Source organism: Stenotrophomonas rhizophila (assembly GCF_003651185.1).
GTDB lineage: Bacteria > Pseudomonadota > Gammaproteobacteria > Xanthomonadales > Xanthomonadaceae > Stenotrophomonas > Stenotrophomonas maltophilia_Z.
Genome location: NZ_RCDC01000004.1, coordinates 1608750 through 1635523 on the forward strand (window position 1 = coordinate 1608750; position 26774 = coordinate 1635523).

Annotated in this window: 23 protein-coding genes; 11 read left to right on the top strand and 12 right to left on the bottom strand. The window is 63.0% G+C overall.

Annotated features, from left to right (window positions below; translation table 11 throughout):
* Nucleotides 1-101: 101 nt before the first annotated feature.
* On the bottom strand, nt 102-881 hold the full coding sequence (gene pgeF, locus BCL79_RS07150; RefSeq protein ID WP_121039225.1) for a peptidoglycan editing factor PgeF: 780 nt from the start codon (nt 879-881) through the stop codon (nt 102-104).
* Nucleotides 881-1876 (bottom strand): 23S rRNA pseudouridine(1911/1915/1917) synthase RluD, encoded by a 996-nt coding sequence (rluD, locus tag BCL79_RS07155; RefSeq protein ID WP_121039228.1) that lies wholly within the window; start codon nt 1874-1876, stop codon nt 881-883. Before rluD ends, pgeF begins: the two co-directional genes overlap by 1 nt.
* A gap of 116 nt (nt 1877-1992) precedes the next feature.
* On the opposite strand from rluD, the gene BCL79_RS07160 reads away from it, so the two are divergent.
* On the top strand, nt 1993-2877 hold the full coding sequence (locus BCL79_RS07160) for an outer membrane protein assembly factor BamD (protein ID WP_121039231.1): 885 nt from the start codon (nt 1993-1995) through the stop codon (nt 2875-2877).
* 49 nt (nt 2878-2926) lie between these two features.
* Here the strand turns inward: BCL79_RS07160 and BCL79_RS07165 are convergent, their stop codons facing one another.
* From BCL79_RS07165 to sucC, 3 genes are all read right to left on the bottom strand, one after another.
* Nucleotides 2927-4561, bottom strand: a complete 1635-nt coding sequence (locus BCL79_RS07165; protein WP_121039234.1) for an NAD+ synthase — start codon at nt 4559-4561, stop codon at nt 2927-2929.
* Between the two features lie 256 nt (nt 4562-4817).
* A complete protein-coding gene (sucD, locus tag BCL79_RS07170; RefSeq protein WP_121039237.1) occupies nt 4818-5693 on the bottom strand; it encodes a succinate--CoA ligase subunit alpha in 876 nt (291 codons plus the stop codon).
* 175 nt (nt 5694-5868) lie between these two features.
* Nucleotides 5869-7038, bottom strand: coding sequence for an ADP-forming succinate--CoA ligase subunit beta (gene sucC, locus BCL79_RS07175; RefSeq protein WP_121039240.1), 1170 nt, complete (start codon nt 7036-7038; stop codon nt 5869-5871).
* Between the two features lie 333 nt (nt 7039-7371).
* On the opposite strand from sucC, the gene BCL79_RS07180 reads away from it, so the two are divergent.
* Together BCL79_RS07180 and BCL79_RS07185 are read left to right on the top strand one after the other, a co-directional pair.
* Nucleotides 7372-8985: a sensor histidine kinase gene (locus BCL79_RS07180; RefSeq protein ID WP_121039243.1), complete on the top strand. Its 1614-nt coding sequence runs from the start codon at nt 7372-7374 to the stop codon at nt 8983-8985.
* Nucleotides 8986-9057: 72 nt separating this feature from the next.
* Entirely contained in the window at nt 9058-10443 is a 1386-nt protein-coding gene (locus tag BCL79_RS07185) for a sigma-54-dependent transcriptional regulator (RefSeq protein ID WP_121039246.1), read from the top strand.
* 51 nt (nt 10444-10494) lie between these two features.
* Here the strand turns inward: BCL79_RS07185 and pilB are convergent, their stop codons facing one another.
* Nucleotides 10495-12219, bottom strand: coding sequence for a type IV-A pilus assembly ATPase PilB (gene pilB / locus BCL79_RS07190; protein ID WP_121039249.1), 1725 nt, complete (start codon nt 12217-12219; stop codon nt 10495-10497).
* A gap of 142 nt (nt 12220-12361) precedes the next feature.
* Between pilB and BCL79_RS07195 the strand changes: the two genes are divergently transcribed.
* The 5 genes from BCL79_RS07195 (at nt 12362) to BCL79_RS07215 (ending at nt 17388) form a co-directional block, all read left to right on the top strand.
* Nucleotides 12362-13237, top strand: coding sequence for a glycosyltransferase family 2 protein (locus BCL79_RS07195; protein ID WP_121039252.1), 876 nt, complete (start codon nt 12362-12364; stop codon nt 13235-13237).
* Nucleotides 13238-13305: 68 nt separating this feature from the next.
* Nucleotides 13306-14391, top strand: a complete 1086-nt coding sequence (locus tag BCL79_RS07200) for a glycosyltransferase family 4 protein (RefSeq protein WP_259462154.1) — start codon at nt 13306-13308, stop codon at nt 14389-14391.
* Between the two features lie 2 nt (nt 14392-14393).
* Nucleotides 14394-15470 carry a glycosyltransferase family 4 protein gene (locus BCL79_RS07205; protein WP_259462155.1) on the top strand — a complete coding sequence of 359 codons (1077 nt, stop codon included), beginning with the start codon at nt 14394-14396 and terminating at the stop codon, nt 15468-15470.
* On the top strand, nt 15467-16501 hold the full coding sequence (locus BCL79_RS07210; protein WP_121039261.1) for a class I SAM-dependent methyltransferase: 1035 nt from the start codon (nt 15467-15469) through the stop codon (nt 16499-16501). The genes BCL79_RS07205 and BCL79_RS07210 overlap by 4 nt, the downstream gene beginning before the upstream one ends.
* Nucleotides 16441-17388 (top strand): glycosyltransferase family 2 protein, encoded by a 948-nt coding sequence (locus BCL79_RS07215; protein WP_183073696.1) that lies wholly within the window; start codon nt 16441-16443, stop codon nt 17386-17388. The genes BCL79_RS07210 and BCL79_RS07215 overlap by 61 nt, the downstream gene beginning before the upstream one ends.
* Here BCL79_RS07215 and BCL79_RS07220 read toward each other — a convergent pair.
* From BCL79_RS07220 to BCL79_RS07235, 4 genes are all read right to left on the bottom strand, one after another.
* On the bottom strand, nt 17372-18604 hold the full coding sequence (locus tag BCL79_RS07220) for a lipopolysaccharide biosynthesis protein (RefSeq protein ID WP_121039268.1): 1233 nt from the start codon (nt 18602-18604) through the stop codon (nt 17372-17374). The two genes, BCL79_RS07215 and BCL79_RS07220, sit on opposite strands and share 17 nt — an antisense overlap.
* 112 nt (nt 18605-18716) lie before the next feature.
* Nucleotides 18717-19133, bottom strand: a complete 417-nt coding sequence (locus tag BCL79_RS07225; protein WP_121039271.1) for a pilin — start codon at nt 19131-19133, stop codon at nt 18717-18719.
* Nucleotides 19130-21070 carry a hypothetical protein gene (locus tag BCL79_RS07230; RefSeq protein ID WP_147433865.1) on the bottom strand — a complete coding sequence of 647 codons (1941 nt, stop codon included), beginning with the start codon at nt 21068-21070 and terminating at the stop codon, nt 19130-19132. Before BCL79_RS07230 ends, BCL79_RS07225 begins: the two co-directional genes overlap by 4 nt.
* Nucleotides 21071-21149: 79 nt before the next feature.
* The gene (locus tag BCL79_RS07235; protein WP_121039277.1) at nt 21150-21584 is read right to left on the bottom strand and encodes a pilin; all 435 of its coding nucleotides are present in this window, start codon (nt 21582-21584) and stop codon (nt 21150-21152) included.
* 360 nt (nt 21585-21944) lie between these two features.
* Here BCL79_RS07235 and BCL79_RS07240 point away from each other — a divergent pair, with 360 nt between their 5' ends.
* Genes BCL79_RS07240 through coaE form a run of 3 tightly spaced genes read left to right on the top strand, consistent with a single transcriptional unit; the run spans nt 21945 to nt 24697 of the window.
* Nucleotides 21945-23204, top strand: coding sequence for a type II secretion system F family protein (locus tag BCL79_RS07240; RefSeq protein WP_121039280.1), 1260 nt, complete (start codon nt 21945-21947; stop codon nt 23202-23204).
* Nucleotides 23205-23211: 7 nt separating this feature from the next.
* Nucleotides 23212-24075 carry a prepilin peptidase gene (locus BCL79_RS07245; protein ID WP_121039283.1) on the top strand — a complete coding sequence of 288 codons (864 nt, stop codon included), beginning with the start codon at nt 23212-23214 and terminating at the stop codon, nt 24073-24075.
* Between the two features lie 10 nt (nt 24076-24085).
* Nucleotides 24086-24697 (top strand): dephospho-CoA kinase, encoded by a 612-nt coding sequence (gene coaE / locus BCL79_RS07250; protein WP_121039286.1) that lies wholly within the window; start codon nt 24086-24088, stop codon nt 24695-24697.
* 36 nt (nt 24698-24733) lie between these two features.
* Here coaE and BCL79_RS07255 read toward each other — a convergent pair whose 3' ends face one another.
* Both BCL79_RS07255 and BCL79_RS07260 read right to left on the bottom strand, forming a co-directional pair.
* Entirely contained in the window at nt 24734-26098 is a 1365-nt protein-coding gene (locus BCL79_RS07255) for a sensor histidine kinase (RefSeq protein ID WP_121039289.1), read from the bottom strand.
* Nucleotides 26061-26738 carry a response regulator transcription factor gene (locus tag BCL79_RS07260; RefSeq protein ID WP_019183933.1) on the bottom strand — a complete coding sequence of 226 codons (678 nt, stop codon included), beginning with the start codon at nt 26736-26738 and terminating at the stop codon, nt 26061-26063. Before BCL79_RS07260 ends, BCL79_RS07255 begins: the two co-directional genes overlap by 38 nt.
* Between the last annotated feature and the right edge of the window lie 36 nt (nt 26739-26774).

Sequence of the window (26774 nt, forward strand, 5' to 3'; positions counted from 1 at the left end):
CGGCCGGCACTACCGGTGATGGCGGGAGTGATGCAGCCAGGCTACGGGGAGCGCATGCGGTAGTGCCGGCCGCTGGCCGGCTCCCTGCTACCGTCCAACGGTCAGGGCGCGATCCACGCCAGGGTCGCCATGCGCCCGGTGCGGCGGTCGCGCCGATGCGAATAGAACCGCTGCGGGTCCGCCAGCGTGCAGTACTGCCCGCCGCTGATGTGTGCCGGGTCCAGCCCTGCCGATTGCAGGCGCCGGCGGGCCAGCGCGTACAGGTCCACCTTCCAGTGCCCCGGCCGGGTTGCCACGAAGGCCGCCGCGGCGCCCTCGTCGCGCCCGACGAAGGCCTCGAACACATCCTCGCCGATCTCATACAGCGCGGGCCCGGCCGCCGGGCCCAGCCATGCCTGCAGCTGCGCGGCCGGGGTCTGCATGGCGGCCACGGTGGCCTCCAGCATGCCGTCGGCCAGCCCACGCCAACCGGCATGGGCGGCCCCGATCTCACCGCCATCGCGGGCGGCGAAGACCACCGGCAGGCAGTCAGCGGTGAGGATGGCCAGCACCACGCCCGGAACCGAGGTCACCGCCGCATCGGCGGTGGGTTCGGCCTCGACGCCAACGGCCGTCGGCGGCGCGGTGAAGCGCCGCACGCCGGTGCCATGCACCTGGCGAAGCCAATGCGGCGCCGAGGGCAGGCCCAACCCGGGCACGAGCAGGTCGCGGTTGCGCTGCACCTGCGCCGGGTCATCCCCGTCAGCGGCGTAGCGGTTGCCCATGTTGAACTGGTCGAACGGCGCCACGGAACCGCCCGCGCCATAGCGCAGGGTGGTCAGCGCATGGACCCCGGTCGGGGCGGGCCAGTCGGCGGGCAGCACGGGCACGGGGGCGTCCATCAGCGGCGGTTGCGTTCCTGCTCGGCGAAGCGCTTGCTGTCTTCGCGCAGGGCGTGCAGCAGGGCCTGCATGTCGGCCGGCGGCGGCGCGCTGTTGCTGATCTTCTCGCCGGTGATCGGGTGCACGAACTCCAGCGTTTCAGCGTGCAGCGCCTGGCGCTTGAAGCCGCGCAGTTCGGCGACCAGCTCCTCGCTGGCGCCCTTGGGCAGTTTCAGCGCGCCGCCATACAGCTGATCGCCGATGATCGGATGACGCAGATGCGCCATGTGCACGCGGATCTGGTGGGTACGGCCGGTTTCCAGGCGGCATTCCAGCGCGGTGTGCGCACGGAAACGCTCGCGCAGGCGGTAATGGGTGATCGCTTCCTTGCCGTCTTCGCGCACGGCCATGCGGATGCGGTCGCGCGGGTGGCGGTCGATGCCGGCGGTGGCGGTGCCGCCGGAGACCAGCGCACCCACCACCACGGCCAGGTACTGGCGGTGCACTTCACGCGCGGAGAGCTGCTCGACCAGCGCGGTCTGCGCCTGGATCGTACGGGCGATCACCATCACCCCGCTGGTGTCCTTGTCCAGGCGGTGCACGATGCCCGCACGCGGCAGCACCGCCAGCGAGGGATCGCGGAACAGCAGCGCATTGACCAGGGTGCCGGTCGGGTTGCCCGCGCCGGGGTGGACCACCAGGCCGACCGGCTTGTTGATCACGAAGACATGCTCGTCCTCGTACAGGACCTCCAGCGGGATGTCCTCCGGCTCGGCATGGGTCTGGGTGTCGAGAACGACATGCAGGCTGGCCACCTCGCCCCCGCGCACCGGGTCACGGCCGCGCACGGTGTCACCGTCCAGCAGGACGTCGCCGGACTTGATCCACTCGGTCAGCTTGGACCGGGAGAATTCGGGGAAGAGCTCGGCCAGGACGGCGTCGAAACGCCGGCCGGCAGCGGTATCGGGCACGATGGCCTGGCGGGGGGAATCGGAATCAGCAGGGGTATCGGACATGGGGGTACACCGCAATAGGGACAATTTTGGGGTCCGGGCGACCAGTTTCAGTCGCGGGACAGGCCACTAGGCTATCATCGACCCTTCGTATTCCAGCCGCGTCCCGCCCTGACCCCATGATCCGACGCTCCGTTATGCTGTCCGCGCCCGTCCGCCTCGCCGCCCTGATGCTGGTGCTGCTCTTCGTCGCCACCGGCTGTCACCGCGGTACCAAGGGCAAGAATCCGGATGAAGGCCTGCCGGTCGAAACGCTCTATGAGAAGAGCCACAAGCTCATGGAAGGGGGGAACTGGAGCGGTGCCGAAGCCAGCTTCCGCCGCCTGGTAGCCCAGTACCCGTATGGCCCGTATACCGAACAGGCCATGATCGAAAGCGCCTACGCGCAGTACAAGGCCGGCAAGCACGATGACGCGGTGTCCAGCGTGGACCGCTTCATCCGTACCTACCCGACCCACCGCAACATCGCCTACCTGTACTACCTGCGTGGCCTGGCCAACGGCAACCGCGACACGGTCTTCCTGCGCCGCGTCTGGTCGCTGGACCCGAGCCGCCGTGACCTGTCGAGCCCGCGCCAGGCCTATGCCGATTTCACCATCGTCACCGAGCGCTACCCGAACAGCCGCTACGCCGCCGATGCGCGCCAGCGGATGATCGCCCTGCGCGATGTGTTCGCCCAGTACGAGCTGGACAACGCCCTGTACTACCTGCGCCGCGAGGCCTACGTCTCGGCCGCTGGCCGCGCCAACTTCCTGCTGGAGAACTACCCGCAGAGCGCGTTCCAGTACGACGCCGTGGCCGCCCTGGGCGAGGCCTACACCCACCTGGGCAACAAGACCCTGGCCGACGATGCCCGCCGCGTGCTCGAGCTGAACCAGCCCGACCACCCGTGGCTGCAGGGCAAGTGGCCGAAGTACCCGTGGATGGTGCGCAAGCTGAACCCGTTTGCCGGCGAGAAGTCCGCCAGTACCGGTGAACGCAACGCCACGATGAACCGCAAGTAATGAAAAAGGCCCCGAAAGGGGCCTTTTTTATTACGGTAGCGCCCGACGCCTACCCCTTGTACCCATTGCTGATCGGGTACCGCCGCTCACGCCCGAACGCCCGGCGCGAGACCTTCGGCCCCGGGGCCGCCTGATGGCGCTTCCACTCGCTGGTGCGCACCAGGCGCAGCACACGGTCCACCACCTCGGCGGCGTAGCCGGCGGCCACGATCTCCTCGCGCGACTGCTCCTGGTCCACGTAGCGGTACAGGATGCCGTCCAGCACGTCGTAGGCCGGCAGCGAATCCTGGTCGGTCTGGTTGGCGCGCAGCTCGGCCGAGGGCGGGCGGGAAATCACCGCCGGCGGGATCACCGGGGCGCCGCCCACGGTATTGCGCCACTTGGAGAGCCCGAACACCTCCGTCTTGTACAGGTCCTTGAGCGGGGCGTAGCCGCCACACATGTCGCCGTAGATGGTCGCGTAGCCCACCGCATACTCGCTCTTGTTGCCGGTGGTCAGCAGCAGCCCGCCAAACTTGTTGGAGAGCGCCATCAGGATCACGCCGCGGCTGCGCGACTGCAGGTTCTCTTCCGTCACATCCGCCGCCTGCCCTTCGAACATCGGGCCGAGCGCGGCCATCAGCCCCTCGAACACCGGCTCGATCGAGACCGCTTCCAGCGTCACGCCCAGCGCGCGGCACTGCTCGGCCGCCAGGTCGTTGGACATGTCCGCTGTGTAGCGCGAGGGCAGCCGCACCGCGGTGACATTGGCCGCGCCCAGCGCGTCCACCGCCATCGCCAGCACCAGGGCCGAATCGATGCCGCCGGAGAGGCCCAGCCAGACCTTCTTGAAGCCGTTCTTGCGGCAGTAATCCTGGATCCCGCGGGTCACCGCGCGCCAGGCCAGTGCATCCATGCTCTCGTCGCCGTCGTCGATCCACTCGCGTGGCAGGAAACGGCGGGTGCCGGCGTCGTAATCCACCACCAGCCACTGGTCGGTGAAGGCCGCAGCGGCCGGATGCACGGTGCCATCGCCGTCAGCGACGACTGACGCGCCATCGAACACCAGCGCGTCCTGGCCGCCCACCACGTTGAGGTAGGCGATCGCCGCCCCGCTCTCGCGGGTACGCTCGGCCAGCAGCGCATCGCGCTGGGCATGCTTGCCACGCTCGTAGGGGGAGGCATTGGGCACCACCACCAGCTGCGCGCCGGCACGGACGGTATCGGCCAGCGGTTCGGCGAACCACAGGTCTTCACAGACCAGCACGCCCACCGGCACGCCCTTCAGCTCGAACACGCAGCTGCCGCCGTCCGGATCGACATCGAAGTAACGGCGCTCATCGAACACCGCGTAATTGGGCAGCTCGCGCTTGCGGTAGGTGTGCTCGACCTTGCCATCGCGCAGCACGCTGGCCGCGTTGTAGACCACCGCACCAGCGGCCTGTGGCCAACCGACCACCGCCGCGATGCCGGTGGTCGCCGCCGCGATGCGCTCCAGCGCCTGCTGGCAGTCGTACAGGAAGCCCGGCCGCAACAGCAGGTCCTCCGGCGGATAGCCACTGATCGCCAGCTCGGGGAACACCACCAGCTCGGCACCGTACTCATCGCGCGCCTCGGCGATCATCGCGATGATGGTGTCGGTGTTCTGCGCCACTGCGCCAACCGGGAAATCAAACTGCGCCAGGGCAATGCGGAGCGACGTCATGGGGGTCCAGCCTGTAGTTGCAATACACGCATTGTAGTGCCGGCCGCTGGCCGGCAACCACGCATTCGGCGGCAGCACGATGAGGAGCCGGCCAGCGGCCGGCACTACGTGGCGTGCTTGCCTTCCAGCGGCCGGGACCTACCGCTTCGGGTATCGCCTGAAACGCAGAAAGGCCGCCCGGAGGCGGCCTTTCTGTTTGGAGCAGCCGAGCATGGCTCGGCTCTACCGCACGTCCGTCGCTTGCGCGGCGGGCGGCTTATTTCACCAGCTTGGCGATGGCAGCGCCCAGGTCGCCCGGCGAGCGGACGGTGACAACACCGGCAGCTTCCATGGCGGCGAACTTGCCTTCGGCGGTGCCCTTGCCGCCCGATGCGATCGCACCGGCGTGGCCCATGCGCTTGCCGGCCGGAGCCGAGGCGCCCGCGATGAAACCGACGACCGGCTTCTTCACGTGGTTCTTGATGTACTCGGCACCGGCTTCTTCAGCGTCGCCGCCGATTTCGCCGACCATGATGATGCCCAGGGTCTGCGGATCTTCGTTGAACAGCTTCAGGCAGTCGACGAAGTTCAGGCCGTTGATCGGGTCACCACCGATGCCGATGCAGGTGGACTGGCCCAGGCCGACTTCGGTGGTCTGCTTGACCGCTTCATAGGTCAGGGTGCCCGAGCGCGACACGATGCCGATCTTGCCCGGCATGTGGATGTGGCCCGGCATGATGCCGATCTTGCACTCGCCCGGGGTGATCACGCCGGGGCAGTTCGGACCGACCAGCACGGTGTCCGGATGCGAGCGGGTCAGCACGTTCTTGACGCGCAGCATGTCCAGCACCGGGATGCCCTCGGTGATGCACACGATGACCTGGATGCCGGCAGCAGCCGCTTCCAGGATCGCGTCAGCCGCGTACGGCGGCGGCACGTAGATGACCGAGGCGTTGGCGCCGGTGCTCTGCACGGCGTCGGCAACGGTGTTGAAGACCGGCAGATCGATGTGGGTGGTGCCGCCCTTGCCGGGGGTCACGCCGCCAACAACCTGGGTGCCGTACTCGATCATCTGAGTGGCGTGGAAGGTGCCCTGCTGGCCGGTGAAGCCCTGCACGATCACCTTGGTGTTCTTGTTAATCAAAACGGACATTTCGTTGAGTCCTTCGTAATTTTGTTGAACCGGCTCCGGACGCATCGGCATCGACCTTCGGTCAATGCCCGCTGCATGCCACCAGAACCCCCGTCACGTCGCTTCGCGACGCGCCAGCCCCCTTGACTCAAGGGGGCACATCAGGATTCTGCCGACGGTCCGATGCCGTGGAATATCAGGCGGCGGCTTTGACAGCAGCGACGACCTTCTTGGCACCGTCGTTGATGTTGTCGGCCGGGATGATGGCCATGCCGCTGTCACGCAGCAGCTGCTTGCCTTCTTCCACGTTGGTGCCTTCCAGGCGCACCACGACCGGAACCTTGACGCCCACTTCCTTGACCGCGGCGATGATGCCTTCGGCAATCATGTCGCAGCGGACGATGCCGCCGAAGATGTTGACGAAGATGCCTTCAACCTTGTCCGAGGACAGGATCAGCTTGAACGCTTCGATGACGCGCTGCTTGTTCGCACCGCCGCCCACGTCCAGGAAGTTCGCCGGCTCGCCGCCGTTGAGCTTGATGACGTCCATGGTGGCCATGGCCAGACCGGCGCCGTTGACCATGCAGCCGATGTTGCCGTCCATGGTGACGTAGTTGATGTCCAGCTCCGAAGCGGTCACTTCGGTTTCGTCTTCCTGGGTCTTGTCGCGCATGGCAACCAGAGCCTTCTGACGGAACGCGGCGTTGTCGTCGCTGTCGAACTTGCCGTCCAGCGCGTACAGGTTGCCGTCGTCCAGGATGGCCAGCGGGTTGATTTCAACCAGGGCCAGGTCCTTTTCGTTGAACAGGCGGTACAGGTTCACCATGATGTTGGCGAACTGGCCGGCCTGCTTGGCGGTCAGGCCCAGCTTGAAGCCGAAATCACGGCCGTGGTAACCCTGCACGCCTTCAACGAAATCGACGTTGAGCGAGTGGATCAGCTCGGGGGTTTCAGCGGCGACCTGCTCGATCTCCACGCCGCCTTCCGAAGAAGCGATGTAGGTGATGGTCTTGGTGCCACGGTCAACCAGCACCGACAGGTACAGTTCCTTGACGATCTCACCGGCGGTGGTCACCAGCACCAGGTTGACCGGCAGTTCAACGCCTGCGGTCTGGTAGGTGGCCATCTTGGTGCCGAGCATCTTGGCCGCAGCGGCCTTCACGTCGTCGGTGGTCTTGCAGAACTTGACGCCGCCAGCCTTGCCGCGGCCGCCAGCGTGGATCTGCGCCTTGACCATCCAGGGGCCCTGGCCCAGGGCGTTGGCAGCTTCAACCGCTTCGTCCGGGGTAGCCGCGACCTTGCCGGCCGGAACGGGAATGCCGTACTCGGCAAGCAGCTGTTTTGACTGGTATTCGTGGAAATTCATGCGTCACCGTGGGAATAGGAACGACCGCACGCATCTCCAAGGCTCCCTCACGGGGGCGCCGGTAAGGACCGCGGCGGGCCCACTATTGTGGACGACCCAGCGCGCGGGCGCAAAGAAGTCAGTCCCAAGACACGCACGGGGAGCCGTTTCCGGCGCAATTTCAGACAGTTGCGGCAGCTGCCGGGAACCGCCACCCGGCCCCCCTGTGGCATGGCCGCGCAGCTGGCCGGCGCCTGCATACCGCCCGGCCTTCACACGCCCGGCCCCGGCCGCCTGCCCCCAAACCCGGCCGGACCCCCTACACTGCCCCCATGCCAGAAGGGGAGTTCCGGCGTGTCACCCAGTGCTTCATTGATCGACCGCATCGAATCGATACCGCGGCGCGAGCTGTATTTCTTCGCGCTGTACCGCCTGCTGATGGCCACCGTCATCGGCGCGCTGCTGTTCAGCCCGCTGAGCGGCCTGGTCGGCACCGCTGACCACCCCAGGCTGGCGACCATCGTGGCCAGCGGCTACCTGGTGGTGGCCGTGCTGGTGCTGCTGTTCGGGCGCAACGAGCGCTGGCTGCGCACCATCGTGGTGTGGAGCGTGGCCGCCGACATCATCGCCGCCACCCTGCTCGCCCATGCCCTGCCCGGGGCCAGCGCAGGCATCTCGATGTCGCTGCTGTTCAACATCGCCGCCGCTGCGACCCTGCTGCCGCTTAGCATGGGGCTGGGCCTGGCCGCTGCCGCCAGCGCCGCCACCGCCGGCGAGTACATCTGGAAGCAGCTCGAAGGCGGCGACCCGACCCGTACCCTGGCCGAGCTGGCCATGTTCGTCACCAGCTATCTGGCCATTGCCTTCATCAGCTACCAGGTCGGCAACCGTGCCCGCATGAACCAGCAGCTGGCCAACCAGCGCGGCGATGAAGTGGCCAACCTGTTCCAGATCAACGAGCTGATCATCCGCCGCATGCGCACCGGCGTGATCGTGGTGGACGGCGCCAACCGCATCACCCTGGCCAACGAAGCTGCCTCCACCCTGCTCGGCGATGCCGATGGCAACAGTGGCAGCGGCCGGCTGGAACTGGGCAGTGCCTCACCCGAGCTGAGCCGCCGGCTGCTGCGCTGGCGCAACGGCTGGACCAACGAAGAAATGCCGCTGCAGCTCTCGCCGGACCAGCCTGAGGTGCAGCCACGCTTTGCCCGCCTGCTGGCCGGCAGCGACCTCACCCTCGTGTTCCTGGATGACTCCACCGTGGTCTCGCGGCGTGCCGAGTCCTTGACGCTCTCGGCGATGGGGCGCTTCTCGGCCAGCCTCGCCCATGAGATCCGCAACCCGCTGGCGGCGATCAACTACGCCGCCCAGCTTCTGGAAGAATCCACCGATATCGGCGACACCGACCGCCGCCTGCTGCAGATCATCAACCAGCAATGCCAGCGCACCAACGGCATCGTCGAAAGCGTGCTCGGGCTGGCGCGGCGCGAGCGTGCCAATCCGGAGAACGTGGATCTGGCCTCGTTCGTGCGCCGCTTCGTGCTGGAGTACAAACAGGGCCTGTCGCTGGAAACCGACAGCGTGGAGCCGATCATCAGCGAGACCTCGGTGCACGCCCTGGTCGATCCGCGCCACCTGCACCAGATCCTTACCGTGCTGGTGCACAACGCGCTCAAGTACGGCCGCGTGGCCGAAGAGCCGGCGCGCGTGCGGCTGCGCGTGGCGCGTCAGGACCGCACCGCCATCATCGATGTGATGGACCGCGGCCCGGGCATTCCCGAGACGGTTGCCAGCCAGCTGTTCCGCCCGTTCTTCACCACCTCCGAGCACGGCACCGGGCTGGGCCTGTATATCGCCCGCGAACTGTGCCGTGCCAACCAGGCACGGCTGGAATACGTCTCGGTGCCCGCCGGCGGTGCCTGTTTCCGGCTCGTACTGGCCGGCCCCCACACGATGATGGCCGGATGAGCCGCGCGCACACCCGGACGCCACCGTCAAACATTTGTCGCCAACGACCGCCCTCGGCTATCTTCCTTCCTTATGAATGACACCCGCAGCGCCCTCGTCGTCGACGACGAACGTGACATCCGCGAACTGCTGGTACTGACCCTGGGCCGCATGGGCCTGCGCATCAGCACCGCAGCCAACCTCGCCGAAGCCCGTGAGCTGCTGGCCAGCAATCCGTACGACCTGTGCATCACCGACATGCGCCTGCCCGATGGCAACGGCATCGAGCTGGTCACCGAGATCGCACAGCATTACCCGCGCACGCCGGTGGCGATGATCACCGCGTTTGGCAGCATGGATCTGGCGGTGGAAGCCCTGAAGGCCGGCGCCTTCGATTTCGTCAGCAAGCCGGTGGACATCTCCGTGCTGCGCGGCCTGGTCAAGCACGCACTGGAACTCAACAACACCGAACGTGCCGCCCCCGCGCCGCTCGCCCCCGAGCAGGCCGCACGCCTGCTCGGCGATTCGCCCTCGATGGATGTGCTGCGTGCCACCATCGGCAAGGTCGCGCGGAGCCAGGCACCGGTCTACATCCTCGGCGAATCCGGCGTCGGCAAGGAACTGGTCGCACGCACCATCCACGCGCAGAGCGCGCGCGCGCCCGGCGCCTTCGTGCCGGTCAACTGCGGCGCGATCCCGTCCGAACTGATGGAAAGCGAATTCTTCGGGCACAAGAAGGGCAGCTTCAGCGGCGCGCATGCGGACAAGCCCGGCCTGTTCCAGGCCGCGCATGGCGGCACCCTGTTCCTGGATGAAGTGGCCGAGCTGCCCCTGCAGATGCAGGTCAAGCTGCTGCGCGCGATCCAGGAGAAATCGATCCGCCCGGTCGGTGCCGCCACCGAAGTGCCGGTGGACGTGCGCATCCTTTCGGCCACGCACAAGGACCTGGGCGAACTGGTCGAAGACGGCCGCTTCCGCCACGATCTGTACTACCGCATCAACGTGATCGAACTGCGCGTGCCGCCCCTGCGCGAACGCCGCAGCGACCTGCCCGCGCTGGCCGCCTCGATCCTGGCCCGGCTGGCCCGCACCCACGGCCGCCCGACCCCGCTGCTGGCGCCCTCGGCGCTGGAAGCCCTGGCCCAGTACCACTTCCCCGGCAACGTGCGCGAACTGGAGAACATCCTCGAGCGCGCCCTCGCCCTGGCCGAAGAAGACCGGATCGGTGCCAGCGACCTGCGCCTGCCCCAGCACGCCCCACGCTTCGGCGCCGGCAATGCGCCGCCCACCCAGGAAGAAGCCGTGGTCGATCTGCCGGCCGGCAATGGCGCCCTGCCCTCCTACATCGAACAGATGGAGCGCACCGCCATCCAGAAGGCGTTGGAAGAAAACCGCTGGAACAAGACGCGTACCGCCGCACAGCTGGGCATCACCTTCCGGGCGTTGCGCTACAAGCTGAAAAAGCTCGGCATGGAGTAGAGAGACAAAAAGGCCCGCTTGCGCGGGCCTTTTCTCATCTGCGGACGCCGCTCAATCCTTGGTCACACGATTGATCTCCGCCAGACCGGTCACCCCGGCCGCGGCCTTGATCAGCGCCGATTGGCGCAGGTCATTCACCCCCGCCAGCTGCGCGGCCTCGGCGATCTGCAGCGCATTGCCACCGGCCAGCACGATGGTCGAGATCTCATCGGTCATCGGCATCACCTGGTACAGACCGGTACGGCCCTTGTAACCCTCGGTGCACTCATCGCAGCCGACCGGCTCGAACAGCTTGATCCCGGCATCCAGCTGCGCCTGGGTGAAACCCTCGGCCAGCAGCGCATTGGCCGGCAGTTCCACCGGACGCTTGCAGTTGTTGCACAGCCGGCGAGCGAGGCGCTGGGCGATCACCAACGTCACCGAGCTGGTGATGTTGTACGGCGCGATGCCCATGTTCATCAGGCGCGCGATGGTCTGCGGCGCATCGTTGGTATGCAGCGTGGAGAGCACCATGTGGCCCGTCTGCGCCGCCTTGATCGCGATCTCCGCCGTTTCCAGGTCGCGGATTTCGCCGACCATGATGATGTCCGGATCCTGGCGCAGGAACGAGCGCAGCGCCGCGGCGAAGGTCATGCCGCGCTTGACGTTCTGCTGCACCTGGTTGACGCCGGGCAAGCGGATTTCCACCGGGTCTTCGGCGGTGGAGATGTTGCGCGTTTCATCGTTGAGGATGCCCAGCGCGGTATACAGCGAGACCGTCTTACCCGAACCGGTTGGACCGGTAACCAGCACCATGCCGTACGGCTTGTGGATCGCATCCAGGAACAGCTTCTGCTGGGCCGGCTCGTAACCGAGCTTGTCGATGCCCAGCTTGGCGGCGCTGCCATCCAGGATACGCAGCACCACCTTCTCGCCGAACAGGGTCGGCAGCGTGCTGACGCGGAAATCGATCTGGCGGGTCTTGGAGAGGTTGAGCTTGATGCGGCCATCCTGCGGCACGCGCTTCTCGGCGATATCCAGCTGCGCCATCACCTTCAGGCGTGCGGCGATGCGCTGGTTGAGCTTGACCGGCGCCTTGGCCACGTTCTTGAGCAGACCATCAATGCGCAGGCGTACGCGGTAGTCGTCTTCGTAGGGTTCGAAATGGATGTCCGAGGCGCCTTTGCGGATGGCGTCGACGAGGACTTTGTTGACGAACTTTACGACCGGGGTGTCATCGCCTTTGGCGTCGATGCCAGAGTCGCTGATGCCGCCTTCTTCGTCGCCCGCGGAGACGTCCAGATCCCCCATCTCGTCGTCGCCGCCGAGCGCCGAGCCCAGCGTGTCCTGTTTGGACTGCCACTGTTCCAACGTGCGACGAATCTGATCTTCATCGACCAGAATCGGCTCTACCACCAGGTTGGTGTGGAACTTGATTTCGTCGAGCGAGTGGGTGGGGTTGCTGGTGCCGATGAAGAGCTTTCCGCCACGTTTGAACAGCGGCAGCACGTGGTGCTTACGCAGCAATTCTTCGCTGACCAAGCCCATGGCGTTCTGGCTGTTGTCGAACACAGACACATCGAGCAATGGCATGCCGAACTCAAGCGCGTTGGCGGCAGCCAGTTGGGCACTGGTGACAACCTTCTTTTCAGCAAACCACTGCGGCAGTGGTTGCTTGGCAGCCCCTGCCTTGGCCATGGCGTCGCGTGCCACAGCCTCCTCCAAAACGCCATCCTGAACAAGACGGCGAGCGATGCCTGTAATCCCGACGAGATTGGCATTTACCACGGCATTCATTGGCTACTGGCTCCCCATGTCAGGACTAGAGATTACTGCAAACCGACACTGGACTGGGCCATAGGCTCCCCAGAGCTGCGAGGTTGCTCCTCCGCCCCCCGGGCGCGGGTTACCATTGCCCCGGGGAAACTGGGGACTTACCGTGAAACGTATCAGCATCATCCTGCCGGCCAAGAACGAAGCGGAGGGTCTGCTCCGCACCTTGCCAGCATTACGCAGCCTGTATCCTGAGGCCGAGATCATCGTCGTGGACGACGGCTCGACGGATGCGACGGCCCAGATCGGCCGCGAGCATGGCGCCACCGTCCTTTCGAGTCCCTATTCAATGGGGAACGGTGCCTCTATTAAGCGGGGCGCCCGCGCCGCCAACGGCGAGATCTTGGTGTTCATGGACGCCGACGGCCAGCATGACCCGAGTCATATCGAGTCCCTGCTAGTTAAGCTGGCTGAGGGTTACGACATGGTCGTGGGTGCACGCGACAGCAGCGGCCAGGCCAACGTCCACCGCGGCTTGGCCAACAGCTTCTACAACTGGATGGCCAGCCAAATGACCGGGTTCAGGATCTTGGACCTCACTTCTGGCTTCCGAGCAGCACGCGCGCGAAGGTTCCGCGAGTTCCTGCACTTGCTGCCTAATGGTTTCAGCTACCCCACCACGAGCACCATGGCCTTCTTCCGCAGCGCCTATCCAGTGGCTTACGTACCGATTCCAGTGGGCAAGCGGGTAGGCAACGGCAGCCACATCCGGCCCATAAAGGATGGCATCCGCTTCCTGCTGATCATCTTCAAGATTGCGACGCTGTACTCCCCATTGAAGTTGTTCGCGCCGATTGCGGCAGGCTTCTTTCTGCTCGGACTGGGGTACTACGGTTACACCTTCGCCACCATGCATCGCTTCACCAACATGAGCACCCTGCTATTCAGCGCGTCGGTGATCATCTTCCTGATTGGACTGATCTCCGAACAGATCACCGGACTCACCTATCTAGCGGCTCGGGACGGGCGGGAACGGGAATGAAGGCAGAGCGGCTGCAGCTGAGGCGCCTGTTGCTGGTAACTCGCAACTTGCCACCACTGCAGGGCGGCATGGAGCGACTCAATTGGCACCTGCTTCAGCAACTACAGCGCACTTTTGAGGTGCAGGCGATTGGTCCCCACGGTGCGGCTGCCCTATCGCCCGCAGGCACAAAGCTGCGTGAGGTGCCGCTGAGGCCTTTGTGGAGGTTCATAGCAAGCGCCGCTTGGTGCACGCTTATACAAAGCACCGACCATCGTCCGGCGACGTACTTGGCCGGCAGCGGGCTAACCGCTCCCCATGCATGGATGGCAAGCCGTCTTTTCGGGGGCCGCTGCGCAGCTTATCTGCATGGCTTGGACATCAGCGTGGACCACACCGCCTATCGAAAGCTATGGCTGCCAGTGCTGCGCCGACTGGACTTGGTGATCGTCAACAGTAGAGCGACCGCCGCGCTTGCCGTTGAGGCAGGGATAGACCCAGCACGCCTTCATATTGTTCATCCTGGCACAGAAATCCCCCGCACTTCCGGCACCGATCGACGTTCGGCTGAGGGAATCGCCTTTCGCCGACGCCATGCGTTGGGACAAGGACCTTTAATGCTATCGGTTGGCCGTCTGACGCGCCGAAAGGGATTGTTGGAATTCATTCGCGACGAACTGCCCACGGTATTGGAGGCGTATCCCGAAGCAGTTTTGGTCGTGGCTGGTGGCGTAGCCAGTCACGCGCTTGGTTCGGAAGCACTAACGCCGGCTCAGTTACTTGCCAACACGCCTCCGGCAGTCCGCGAACGGGTTCGATTTATTGGTGAAGTGAGTGACGAAGAACTTAGCATCAGCATGTTTGCGTCTTTAGTACACGTTTTCCCGGTGCGATCCCAACGCAGTGACCCAGAAGGGTTTGGAATGGTTGCGATTGAAGCCGCCGCACATAGTTTGACCACAGTCGCATACGCTTCCGGCGGCGTGGCCGACGCCGTCGCGGACGGGGTATCCGGGATTTTGGTTGAACCTGGGGACAGTGCCGGTTTCGCCAATGCAGTAATCCAGGCTATCCGCAATCCACTTCCTGCAGCTCCGATGCGCGTGTTCGCACTGCAATTCAGCTGGGACGCCTTTGGCGCTCGGGTGCGAGATTTGCTGGGACGGCTCACATGACCATGAATGGCTGGTCACTACCCCCATCACACCTCCACGTACGACACCCCGAACGTGCTCCGCCGCCTACGGCAGAACCTGCAGTGTGGTTTCCCGCCGTAAGAACGGGCACAGGCACCGATCACTTCACTCGAATTCTCTGCGAAGGCCTTAGATTGAAAGGCCTCCGAGCGGAAATCGCGTGGATAGATCGGAGAGCGGAGTACTTTCCATGGACCGTTCCAATACAGCGTGCGCCCAGCTGGGCAAACATAGTCCACATCAACACCTGGCTACACTCTCGTTTCTACAAAGGCAGCATTCCGATTGTGGCGACGAGTCACCATTGCGTTCACACCGGCATTTCTGGAAAGCGTAGAGGCATCGCTCGCACAGCCTACCATCGGCTATGGATTGAGCGCGTCGAGCGCGCCGCGCTGCAACGTGCAACCAACGTGATCGCTGTTAGCCAGTTCACTGCCAACCAAACGAAAGCTCACTTCGGCTCCGTCGAACTGTCGGTAATTCACAATGGCGTGGACACAAGCATCTTCCGCCCCGCCATTGATAAAGCTGACCAAGCATCACCGTTCAAGATCCTGTATATCGGCAGCTTTTCAACCCGAAAGGGCTCGGACTTGCTCGCCCCTATAATGCAGCAGCTCGGCCCAGATTTTCAGCTCCGGCATACTGGGAACAGAGATCAAGCAGCAAAATGGGGATTGACGGACGATTCAATCGCTCTTGGTCGATTGAACCAGGCAGAACTGGTTCGAGAGCTTCAGCAGGCCGACGTCTTGCTTTTTCCAAGCAGACTAGAGGGTTTCGGCCTTGCAGTTGCCGAGTCCATGGCATGTGGAACGCCTGCAGTCGCCTCCTATGCTTCTTCTCTACCCGAAATCATCACGGACGAATCCGACGGACTGCTTTGCCGCACTGGAGACCCCGCTCAATTTGCCGCGTCCATTCGCCGCTTGGCAGATAATCGCGCCTTTCTCGATGAACTCTCCACTCGCGCAGCGAAGAAAATCGGACATCACTTTTCTCTTGAGCGATTTATCGATGCGCATATCAACCTCTACTCGGAGACGCTGAGGTGACCATAAAGTTCGCGCAGTGGTCAAAGGGCAATCGCATCAAGGTAAATGCGTGTCCACTTTGCGGCGGCATTCCAATTGGGCCGCCGGAGGTCTACGCGCGCGCGGACGACGAAACACAGTTCGCGGACATCTGGCACTACGATCGTTGTGCTCGCTGCCGCTCCCTGTACTTGCGTGACCGCCCTGACGTCAATTCGCTGCCCTTCGCGTACGCCGAGTACTTTACTCACGCCAATCCTCTCCCAGGCGAACACGTTTCCAGGAGCTGGAAGCGACGCTGGATTGACGGCTATATTAAGATCCGCTTTGGTGTGGACCGCTCCAAAGGCTCGGCATTTGGGGCACTCGTATTTTCCCTGCTGCTCCCCGTTCGCTGGATGCTGGATGTTCAAGGGCGTAACATTCCTAAGGATTACTGCCACAGCGGCAAGAGTCTGCTGGATGTCGGCTGTGGCAATGGGGATTTCATGCGCCGGGCAATTGAAATGGGACTACAGTGCTCCGGTTGCGAGCCAGACCAAGCTGCCGCATCGCTTTGCAGAAATTTCGGTCTGGACGTGCTTCATGGTGATGCATTCGATCCGGCAATGGACCAGCGCCGATTCAGTGTGATTACGCTAAATCACGTCATTGAACATGTGGAGAATCCCGTGCGCCTCGTCTCGCGCCTACACTCCCTGCTGGAGCCGGAAGGGATTCTCTGGATGGGATTACCCAATCCCTCCGCAATCGGCGTTTCATTGTTCGGCAAAGCGTGGAAGGGATTTCACCCACCATTCCATTTAGCGATCCCTGATCAAACACTGCTGAAACGATGGCTTTCCGACGCTGGTTTTACCGACGTCCGATGCCTACGTCGAGGATTACAGAGTCCCGGCCTTTGGCTAGAATCGTCGCGCATATTCGAACGCGAGACTGGCCAGCCGGCTGGCTGGCGCAAGACATTCAAGCTAGCGGCAGATATCATCGCATGTCTCTCGCCGAGGTACAGCGAGGAAACCATCATCGTTGCTCGCCGCAAGTCGAAATGATGAAAACGACAGCTATCGTTTTACATTTCAGAACGATCGACCGGACCCACGCGTGCTTGATCTCGCTGCAGGCCGCGGGCGTGAAAAGTATTATAGTGATCGACAACTCGGAAGATGGCGGCGTGTCATTGGCGCAACTCCGATTGCGCTTGGCCCGCTCCATCGACGACATCTCTATCTTTATTCAGCCAAAAAACAATTTGGGCTTTGGCGCCGCAATCAATCTCGCGCTAGCCGAACGGGGACCTGACGATGAGAGTGCCGTACTCCTGATCAACTCCGACGCCCGAATAAGTCGCTCAGCCCTTTGCGCCATGGTTGAAACACTGAAACGTGGTGTAGCGATGACGGCACCGATGATCAGAGAGGCAGGTCAGATCCTGCCTCCTGTAAGGCACTACCATCCGCGCCTAGGCCTTATCCTCCAACGCTCGACTCGCGGGTCGAAACCCTATTTGACGGGCGCCTGCTTGCTACTTACCCCAGCAGTCATCCGGTCTGATTTATTCGATACAGGGTTTTTCTTCTATGGGGAAGACGTTGAGCTGTCCGCGAGATTGCGTGATGAGGGCCATGAACTAAGGCCAACGGACAGTGCGTGCATCGAGCATGACGGTTCCGCCAGCGCCCGAAAGGGCTCGTTATTCTATGAGTACCACTTGAACCGTGCCCATTGGCTACTTGCGAGAAAGCTCTTTCCGCACTCAAGCTTTGATCGCGCCATCGCCATCCTTGGGCGCTGCGTGACCTTGCCTTGCCGCGCTGTCACACGCTCAATTCGAGGGCGTTCGGCAGTACCAATTTACGCAGCGGTCCTTGCGACATGGGACACGGCCACCGGACAGATCCGACGTATGACTCCTGTGATGACTACTGAGCGGAACTGACGATCACTCGTTTCGAGTAACCGACCATCACCCAACCTACCGCCGCCATCCCATACTCGACAATAGCAACGGAGATCAAGACGGGCGCCTCGACTCGCAACTTTGCGAACATCACAGCAAAGACGACCAACGCGGCAGCACCAAGCATCTCGACCGCAGCTCGTCGCCAAGGCAAGTTCATCGTCATGAGGAGATTGACTGCAGAAAGCCTCAGACACATGCCTGGAACGATGAAAGCAAACCAGGATACGTAATCACTTAAACCAACATACGAAGGGCCGATCAAAAGCGCGAGCACGGGCGCGAGCAAGTACAGCGCACCGCCCGCGACCGCACCATAGCCTACCGTTGCCCAAAAAAGTGGCAGGTCGGAAGTAGGTCCATCTGCGACAGAGGAACGCCGGTAGAGCTTGGGAATCATCGCCAGCATCAACGCTATTACAGGAATCACCATTGCCGCAGCGATACGTGCGGATGCCGCATAGCTGCCAGCCGCCAAAGGGTTAAGCAGCTTGCTAGCCGTGATTTTGTCCAACTCGCTGGGCGCGGCTGCCGTGGTGGCCAAAACAGCATAACCTCCATTTTCGCGCCATTGACTCCGCGGAAGAAGGTTAAGCTCTCGAAGCCGCGGCGACGGGGTTGGCAAAAGCCATGCGGCAGCTATCAAGGCAAAGATGCTGCAAGCAAAGTGTCCCGCTATGTAGTCCTCCAATGTCGCTCCGCTGATGAATAAGTAGAGCACGGTGATCCAGAGTGCGCGGAGGATCAAAGTCAACAAGAGGATCGACTGCGCTTTTGCTGGACTACCTGCGGCATGGTGCGGGACGGCAAGGATGACGATCACGGGCTGGAGGAGCAGCTCAGACACAGCGAGCAATGCAATGCTTACCCCTCCAATCGGAAAGAATTTCATCGCTATGATGACGAAAACGACGGCTAATGCAGCGCCGCAGGCCATTGTCGTGCCAAGCGCCGTAGCCAAACCAGTGCGCAAATTTTGCTCCTGGCGTGATGCGTCTCGGAGCAATGTCAGATGAGTGCCGAAAGTTGCAAAACCAGCCAGAAAGACGCAGGCGGCGGCGACGCCAGCAAACATGCCGAACCGATCTGCGCCAAGCAATCGTGCTAGCAGGATCAGCGACACTGCCTGAGCCGGCAGTCGGACAGCAAGGACCAGCGCGGTCACCAGCGTCGACTTGAGCAAGGTCTGAGACATTACGTTTACCAGATTCCCCGGCCGGAGCGAAGCGCCCTCGTTTATTGAAGCAGATAGCGACCGTCAGCGGTGAGGTTCACTTGAATACAGGCACCGGCCCACTGGAGGATGTTCAACGGCACGATGAGGGAAGATATTTGCCCTCCAGACCGCCGCAGCTCCAATTAATACTGCCATTGGAGTCAGTCGCAGCCAATACAAGTTCCTGTCCGGCTATTTTGGCACTGGCAGAGCTTGAGAACTTGACATGAATATCCCCTCTAGTGCCGACTGTCACTGATCCAACGTGGTTCCCTGTGAGTGACGCTGGCGGCGCCATGCCCGCCGACAGATTGTTCGCCGGAAACTGCCCATGATCTGAGTAGTAAGTGGCGATCGCTTCCTTGGCCCCGGTCGACAGCGAGAATCCTTCTGCAACCTGCGCCCTAGCGACATAATCTTGATAGGCGGGTAAGGCAATTGCGGCCAGAATCGCAACGATCGCCACAACGATCATCAATTCAATCAATGTAAAACCACGTTGTTTCATTGTTCTCCCCTTGAATAGGAATGGCTCGCCTGCCAGAGCTCCAGGCGTTTGATATCACTGGCGTAAGCTCCCCGACCGTTGACTCTGCGCAGCAGTGTCAAGGCCTCCTCCGCCTCTGATCGTTCGAGCAAGTTTGATGCCAACCCGACCTGCAATAGCCATAACCTGTAGCCAGGATCCCGAGGGGAAAGCGCCACCGCTTCGCGGATCATACGCATCGCCAACTTTCGGTCGCCGACCACGTTGAAGGCGTAGTTGGCGTAGATCGCACGCAACCGGGCGGAACGAGGATTTCGTTGCACGACATTGACCAGCAGCCTAAAAAGCTGGTGTTCGTCAGCGAACCTGCATCGCTGTTCAACCCTGCACTCCACAACACCCTCCAGCGCGGCTATCTCCTGAGGACCTACAGGGCGGCGCAACATCTTCTCGCTAAACCGCGCCCATACCATTTCTGGGAGCGGATCCCCGTTGCGACTGCCTAGAATAATCAACGCTTGGTCCGCCAACGGCGATGCGTTAGGGAGCGCAGCTGCATGTTCGAACTCGCCGAGCGCCATAGACCACCCCAGGGTGTGGGGATCATTTCCGGCCAAGGCGAGAAGCTGACGCCCATACTCATAGCCTGCGCGCGACGACTCTGGATTGCGCGTAGTCAAGGTCAAAGCAAGCCTTACCGGATCACCCCAACTGAGTGCCTGCACATAGCCCATGGCACCTACATAAACCAGCGGCACAGCCAGCATCAGCATGCGCGCGTCGGTGGTCATCGGTTTCAGCACTGCCCCCAGAGGTTGCACCAGCGCGAGCACGAGGCCCAGCAGCGCCAGGTAGTTGCGATGCTCGAACACCAACTCCAAGGGCTGCACATTGCTGGTCAGCGCGTGCGATGCAAAGAACCATGCAATGCCGAAAGCCGTCAGCGGCCAATGCCTGCGCAGCAGCCACCCGCCCAACATGAGGCTCAGCAGCACCATTCCTGCTAGCAGCGTGCCGATGGGACGCAGCAAATCATGCGAAATTGGGAAATTATCGTAATAGAAGCTAAGAGACTCTGGCCAGGGCAACAATATCTGCCGCAAGTAAAGCAGCAACGCTGGCAACTGGCTGTAGAGCCGCTCGGAGAGGGTAAAGTCACGCGTAGCGTATGCCGTTGGCGACATCGCGGAAGGAACCACCCAGCCAAAGAAGATGATCAGGGCGGCCATGCCACCAATTGCATAAGCCCAAATCAGCAGGCGCCGCTGTGGCACACTCGCTGCCGCAAAGCGGAGCACGAACACTTCCAGCAGCAGGCAGTACACGGGAACCAGTAATGCTGTTTCCTTGAAGCCGAGGCCAAACGCGGCGGCCAAGGCGGTGCCCAACCACCATGGCCACGCCCGCCCACCCGCACACATGGCTGCGCGTGCACGCAGGTAGCACAGTAGTGACATCAAGATGCCCGTAGCAGCGCCGACCTCCATGCGCTGCACGATGTAGAGGGCGCTGGAAACCTGTATAGGATGCACCATCCATACGAACGCCACGGCCCAGGCGGCGGCCAGCCGCCTCTTCTCCGTCAGCGCGGCGCTCATGCTCATAAGTTGACGAGCAAGCAGCCACACTAGCAAGGCGTTTATCAGATGCATGGCCAAGCCAGTCACCTTGAGCGGCACCGGGTCGGCCCCGGTGAGCACATGGTTCACCGCAAAACTCAGCATGGCCAGCGGGCGCCCGAAAGCACTGGCGATGCCGGAACCAAACAATTGCCCCAGTGTCGACCAACTCAGGCGTTCGAGCTTCCAGTCCGGGTCGTTGACCAGATTTGGCTGGTCGTCAAACAGGAAGCCGCCCCCCAGACCCGGTAGGAAAACCAGCGCCCCCAGCACCGGCAACGCGAGCACGGCTGCAGCCTTGGACCAGCGCGCGAACGCGCGCACCCGATGTTCGGACACGACACTCTCTCCAACCGTTTCCTACCAAAGAAAAGGGCCGCTAGGCGGCCCTTTTCTGACATCCACCACCAACCCGCAATTAACGGCAGGACGACGGCAGGAACTTCGGATCGATGCTGCCACCGGTCTTGCAATCCCAAGTGATGCTGCCGCCGGCATCATCCGGGGTCAGCACGAAGTTCTTACCAGCAACCTTTGCGCTGACAGAACCGGCACCCTTCAGCTTAGCGGTGATGGCCCCAGCGGTGCCGACGGTGACGCTCTCAACGTACTTACCGTTGATCGAAGCAGCCGCAGCCAGACCTGCATCGGCGTTGGCGGTCGGGAAGGCACCCTTGTCGGCGTAGTACTCGGTTACAGCCGTTTTGGCACCCGAGCTCAGGGTCATCGCTTCGGAAACCTGAGCGCGAGCCACGTAATCCTGGTAAGCCGGCAATGCGATGGCGGCCAGGATGGCGATGATCGCAACAACGATCATCAGTTCGATCAGGGTAAAGCCCTGCTGCTTCTTCATGCGTACGTCCCCTAGAGGTAGAAATATAGATAGGGCACTGGGCCGTTGCCTGACCGGCGGACCGGGTGAGCGAGGCGGGCGCCCGTGCGGGTGGATCGAAGCAGGTTGCGTGCCAACAGTGCCAGCAATGCTCCCCAGCATTCCCCGGCGCAATGATGGCACCAATCTTCAGGATTGGAACCCCCCTCACAACAATTTGCGACCTATCCGGCAATGTGACCCGTTGCGTCACTTTTTGACAGTCCCTGTCGGGCGCGCGGACCAAGGCGGACCGCCGAACAGGACTGCCAACGCATCCCGGAACCGGCTACCATGCGGCGAGATAGCCCGCCTGGGGAAGGTGCGGCTGGGGAGCCCTGTATGTCTGTCAGCCGTAGCGCGATCAAGAAAGAGCCCGTGGCGCGTAGCACCATGGAGATGAAACCGTTTGTCTGGGAGGGGACCGACAAGCGCGGCGTCAAGATGAAGGGCGAACAGCCCGCCAAGAACGCCAACCTTTTAAGAGCTGAACTGCGGCGGCAAGGCATCATGCCGAGCGTGGTCAAGCCAAAACCCAAGCCTATATTTGGCGCAGCAGGCTCCGCCGTCGGCGCCAAGGACATCGCCTTTTTCAGTCGCCAGATGGCGATCATGATGAAGTCAGGCGTACCGATCGTCAGTGCACTGGAGATCATCGGTAGCGGACATAAGAACCCTCGCATGAGGAAGCTCGTCGAATCCATCCGGACCGATATCGAAGGCGGCTCATCTCTGCACGAAGCGATCAGTCGACATCCTGTCCAATTCGATGAGTTGTACCGGAATCTGGTAAGGGCCGGTGAAGGAGCCGGTGTACTCGAAACGGTGCTGGATACCATTGCCAGCTACAAGGAGAACATCGAAGCACTAAAGGGCAAGATCAAAAAGGCACTGTTCTACCCCACCATGGTTGTCGTGGTGGCACTGCTGGTCAGTTCCATTCTATTGATTTGGGTTGTGCCTCAGTTCGAGGACGTGTTCAGGGGCTTCGGCGCTGAGCTTCCCGCGTTCACTCAGATGATCGTCGCGATGTCTCGCTTCATGGTGTCGTGGTGGTGGCTGATCCTGGCCGTCAGCGTAGGCTCCGTAATCGGCTTCATTTTTGCCTACAAACGCTCCCCCAAAATGCAGCACACCATGGATCGTCTGATCCTGAAGGTGCCGGTGATCGGCCAGATCATGAACAACAGCGCGATCGCCCGCTTCGCCCGCACCACCGCCGTCACCTTCAAGGCCGGCGTGCCACTGGTGGAGGCGCTGGGCATCGTCGCAGGCGCCACCGGCAACAAGGTGTACGAAGAGGCTGTCCTGCGCATGCGCGACGACGTGTCGGTCGGTTACCCGGTCAACATGGCCATGAAGCAGGTCAACATCTTCCCACACATGGTGGTGCAGATGACTGGCATCGGCGAAGAGGCCGGCGCGCTGGACACCATGCTGTTCAAGGTGGCCGAGTATTATGAGCAGGAGGTCAACAATGCCGTGGACGCCCTGAGCAGCCTGCTGGAACCGATGATCATGGTGTTCATTGGTACCATCGTCGGCGGCATGGTGATCGGCATGTACCTGCCCATCTTCAAACTCGGCGCGGTAGTTGGATAACTAATCAATGGCATTTCTCGACCAGCATCCCGGTCTCGGCTACCCCGCCGCGGTCGGACTGGGACTGCTTATCGGCAGTTTCCTCAACGTGGTGATCCTGCGCCTGCCCAAGCGGCTGGAGTGGGAGTGGAAGCGCGATGCGCGCGAGGTGCTGGAAGAGCCGGACATTTACGAGCCACCGCCCCCCGGCATCGTGGTGGAGCCCTCGCACTGCCCGCATTGCAAGCACAAGCTGTCCTGGTACGAGAACATCCCGCTGTTCAGCTGGCTGGCGCTGCGCGGCAAGTGCCGGCATTGCCATGCCCCGATCTCGATCCAGTACCCGCTGGTGGAGCTGCTGACCGCCGTGCTGGTGGCCGCCAGCGTCTGGCAGTTCGGCTTCGGCTGGCAAGGCTTCGGCGCGATCGTGCTGAGCTGCTTCCTGGTGGCGCTGTCCGGGATCGACCTGCGTACCCAACTGTTGCCGGATCAATTGACCCTACCCTTGATGTGGCTGGGCCTGATCGCGGCCAGCGACAATCTCTATATGCCGGCCAAGCCGGCCCTGCTGGGTGCGCTGGCGGGCTATCTGTCGCTGTGGTCGGTGTGGTGGCTGTTCAAGCAGATCACCGGCAAGGAAGGCATGGGCCACGGCGATTTCAAGCTGCTGGCGGCTCTGGGCGCCTGGTGCGGGCTCAAGGGCATCCTGCCGATCATCCTGCTCTCGTCCGTGGTGGGCGCGATCATCGGCTCGATCTGGCTGTACTCGCGCGGCCGTGACCGGGCCACGCCGATCCCGTTCGGGCCGTACCTGGCCATTGCCGGCTGGATCGTGTTCATGTGGGGCGAGCCGTTGATTGACGGCTACCTGAGCTACGCCGGCCTGCGTTGAGGGCCGCGCGATGAGCCGCTTCGTGATCGGGCTGACCGGCGGCATTGCCGCCGGCAAGAGCGAGGTCAGCCGCCGCTTCGAGGCACTGGGCATCACCGTGGCCGACGCCGATCAGGCCGCACGCGCGGTGGTGGCACCGGGCAGCGAGGGGCTGGCGCGGATCGCTACCCACTTTGGCACCGACATCCTGCTGGCCGATGGCCAGCTGGACCGTGCCGCCCTGCGGGCCCGCATCTTCGAATCGGCGCAGGAACGCCAGGCGCTGGAGGCGATCACCCATCCAGCCATCCGTCAGTTGCTGCGCGAAACCTGCGAACAGGCCGAGGGGCCGTATGCGATCGCGGCGATTCCGCTGCTCACCGAGGCCGGTGGCCGCCAGCAGTATCCCTGGCTGGAGCGGATCCTGGTGGTGGACGTGCCGGTGGCCGTGCAGCATGCACGGCTGATGCAGCGCGATGGCATCGATACCGCCTTGGCAGACCGCATGATCGCCGCCCAGGCCAGCCGCGAGGCGCGCCTGGCATTGGCCGATGATGTGGTGGTCAATGATGGCCACCCGGACCACCTGCAGGCGCATGTGGAGCGGCTGGATCGGGCCTATCGGGCGTTGGCGGCGCGGTAGATCTGGAGGAGCCGACCAACGGCCGGCTCTACCGTGTCAGGCGGGGGAGAACGTCAGCGTGGCAATCACGCCGCGCCCGGCGCCTGGCCGCACGTTGACCTGCCAGCCGTAGAGATCGCACAGGCGGCTGACGATGGACAGGCCGATACCCCCACCCTGCGAATGACCCGCGTGCGTTCCGCGATAGCCGCGCTGGAACAGCTTGGCGGCATCTTCTTCGCTCAGGCCGGGGCCGCTGTCGATCACCTCGACGGCGTTGTTGCCCACGCGCACGCGCACCGCGCCTTCCTTGGAGTACTTCACGGCATTGCCGATCAGGTTGCCCAACGCGACCGAGAGGGCCGATTCCGGCGCATCGATCACCAGGTCGTGGTTGCCTTCCAGGATCAACTCCAGCGGCTTGCCGCCGAGCTGGGCACGGTGCGAATCCAGCAGCTGCTCGGAGACGCGGGCGACATTGCTGCTGCCCTGCCCGCGCTCGTTGCGCGAGAGCAACAGCAGCGCACCGATCAGATCGGTACATTGCTGCTCGGCACGCTGGATGCGCTGCAGGCGCTGCAGCACCTTCGGATCGAGATCGGGGCGGGTCAGCAGCAGTTCGGTGGCGCCGCGAATGACGGCCAGCGGCGTGCGCAGTTCGTGGCTGACGTCCGCATTGAATTCGCGGTCGCGCTGTACGACCTCGGTGAGGCGCGCGGAGTAGTCATCCAGCGCTTGGGCGAGCTGGCCCACTTCATCGTCCGGGAAGCGCGGTGCCAGCGGCTCGGGCTCGCTGGTGCCACCGCGATATGCGCGCAGGCGGGCGGCCAGATCGGACACCGGCTTCATCACCTTGGAGGCGGACCACCAGCCCAGCACCAGCGACAGCACGCTGAACACCAGCACCGAGAAGAACAGCGCGCGGTTGAGCTGGCTCTCACCGCGGATGCTCTCGGTCATGTCATAGGCGAGGAAGAACCATACGTCCGGCGTTTTACGCACCGCAAGCTTGTAGGAAAACGGCTTGCCGCCGTCATCCACGCCGCTGACGCCGTGGATGCCGTCGTTGAATTCGTACCAGTCCGGCTGTTCCTGGCGCAGCGCTTCGAACTTGTCCGAGCGGACCAGCCGCGCGTACATCTGCTGCACGGGCAGGTCGGGACTGCGCGAGGGATCGGCCGCGAATCGCTTGGCGTACTCGTTGATGTTGCGATTCATCACATCTTCGACCAGCTGGTTTTCCACGCGGGCGCGGGTCCAGTTGGTGGCGAACGCAAACAGCGTGGTCAGGCAGAAGCCCAACAGCACGAACGAGACGATGATGCGGCTGCGCAGCCGGCGCCGATATGGCGCGCGGCGACGCCCCCCCCTGCCCGTCACCGGATCAGGCTTCCGGCGCGGCGATGCGGTATCCGATGCCATGACGGGTCTGGATCATCGGAACCTCGAAGGGCTTGTCGACCACGGCGCGCAGGCCGTGGATATGCACGCGCAGGGAATCCGAATCCGGCAGCTCCTCGCCCCACACGCGGGTTTCCAGCTCCTGGCGGGTGACGACGGCCGGCGAGGCCTCCATCAGCGCCTGCAGGATCTTCAGTGCGGTCGGGTTGAGCTGCAGCAGCTTGCCTTGGCGGCGCACTTCCAGCGTGTCCAGGTTGTATTCCAGATCGCCGGTTTCCAGCACGCGGGTCTGCACGCCCTTGCCGCGACGCGACAGGGCGTTCAGACGCACCTCCACTTCCTGCAGCGCGAACGGCTTGATCAGGTAGTCATCGGCGCCGGAATCGAAGCCGGCCAGTTTGTTGTCCAGGGAATCGCGCGCCGTCAGCATCAGCACCGGGGTCTGCTTGCGCGCCTCGTTGCGCAGCTTGCGGCAGACCTCGATCCCATCCATGCCGGGCAGGTTGAGGTCCAGCACGATCGCGTCGAACTCATGGACGACCGCCAGGTGCAGGCCGGTGACGCCATCGGCTGCGAAGTCCACGGTGTGACCGCGGTCTTCGAGGTAATCGCCCAGGTTGGCGGCAATGTCGCTGTTGTCTTCGATGACGAGAATTCGCACTGGGACCTCTGATTCGTGGGGTTCAACGGAAAGAAC

Coding starts and splice junctions, on each gene's coding strand:
- BCL79_RS07255 (WP_121039289.1), bottom strand. CDS start 26,098: ATGGCATCGGATACCGCATCGCCGCGCCGGAAGCCTGATCCGGTGACG.
- pilB (WP_121039249.1), bottom strand. CDS start 12,219: ATGAATGCCGTGGTAAATGCCAATCTCGTCGGGATTACAGGCATCGCT.
- coaE (WP_121039286.1), top strand. CDS start 24,086: ATGAGCCGCTTCGTGATCGGGCTGACCGGCGGCATTGCCGCCGGCAAG.
- BCL79_RS07200 (WP_259462154.1), top strand. CDS start 13,306: ATGGAGCGACTCAATTGGCACCTGCTTCAGCAACTACAGCGCACTTTT.
- BCL79_RS07185 (WP_121039246.1), top strand. CDS start 9,058: ATGAATGACACCCGCAGCGCCCTCGTCGTCGACGACGAACGTGACATC.
- BCL79_RS07235 (WP_121039277.1), bottom strand. CDS start 21,584: ATGAAGAAGCAGCAGGGCTTTACCCTGATCGAACTGATGATCGTTGTT.
- sucD (WP_121039237.1), bottom strand. CDS start 5,693: ATGTCCGTTTTGATTAACAAGAACACCAAGGTGATCGTGCAGGGCTTC.
- BCL79_RS07245 (WP_121039283.1), top strand. CDS start 23,212: ATGGCATTTCTCGACCAGCATCCCGGTCTCGGCTACCCCGCCGCGGTC.
- sucC (WP_121039240.1), bottom strand. CDS start 7,038: ATGAATTTCCACGAATACCAGTCAAAACAGCTGCTTGCCGAGTACGGC.
- BCL79_RS07165 (WP_121039234.1), bottom strand. CDS start 4,561: ATGACGTCGCTCCGCATTGCCCTGGCGCAGTTTGATTTCCCGGTTGGC.
- BCL79_RS07215 (WP_183073696.1), top strand. CDS start 16,441: ATGTCTCTCGCCGAGGTACAGCGAGGAAACCATCATCGTTGCTCGCCG.
- BCL79_RS07205 (WP_259462155.1), top strand. CDS start 14,394: ATGAATGGCTGGTCACTACCCCCATCACACCTCCACGTACGACACCCC.
- BCL79_RS07240 (WP_121039280.1), top strand. CDS start 21,945: ATGTCTGTCAGCCGTAGCGCGATCAAGAAAGAGCCCGTGGCGCGTAGC.
- pgeF (WP_121039225.1), bottom strand. CDS start 881: ATGGACGCCCCCGTGCCCGTGCTGCCCGCCGACTGGCCCGCCCCGACC.
- BCL79_RS07220 (WP_121039268.1), bottom strand. CDS start 18,604: ATGTCTCAGACCTTGCTCAAGTCGACGCTGGTGACCGCGCTGGTCCTT.
- BCL79_RS07160 (WP_121039231.1), top strand. CDS start 1,993: ATGATCCGACGCTCCGTTATGCTGTCCGCGCCCGTCCGCCTCGCCGCC.
- rluD (WP_121039228.1), bottom strand. CDS start 1,876: ATGTCCGATACCCCTGCTGATTCCGATTCCCCCCGCCAGGCCATCGTG.
- BCL79_RS07225 (WP_121039271.1), bottom strand. CDS start 19,133: ATGAAACAACGTGGTTTTACATTGATTGAATTGATGATCGTTGTGGCG.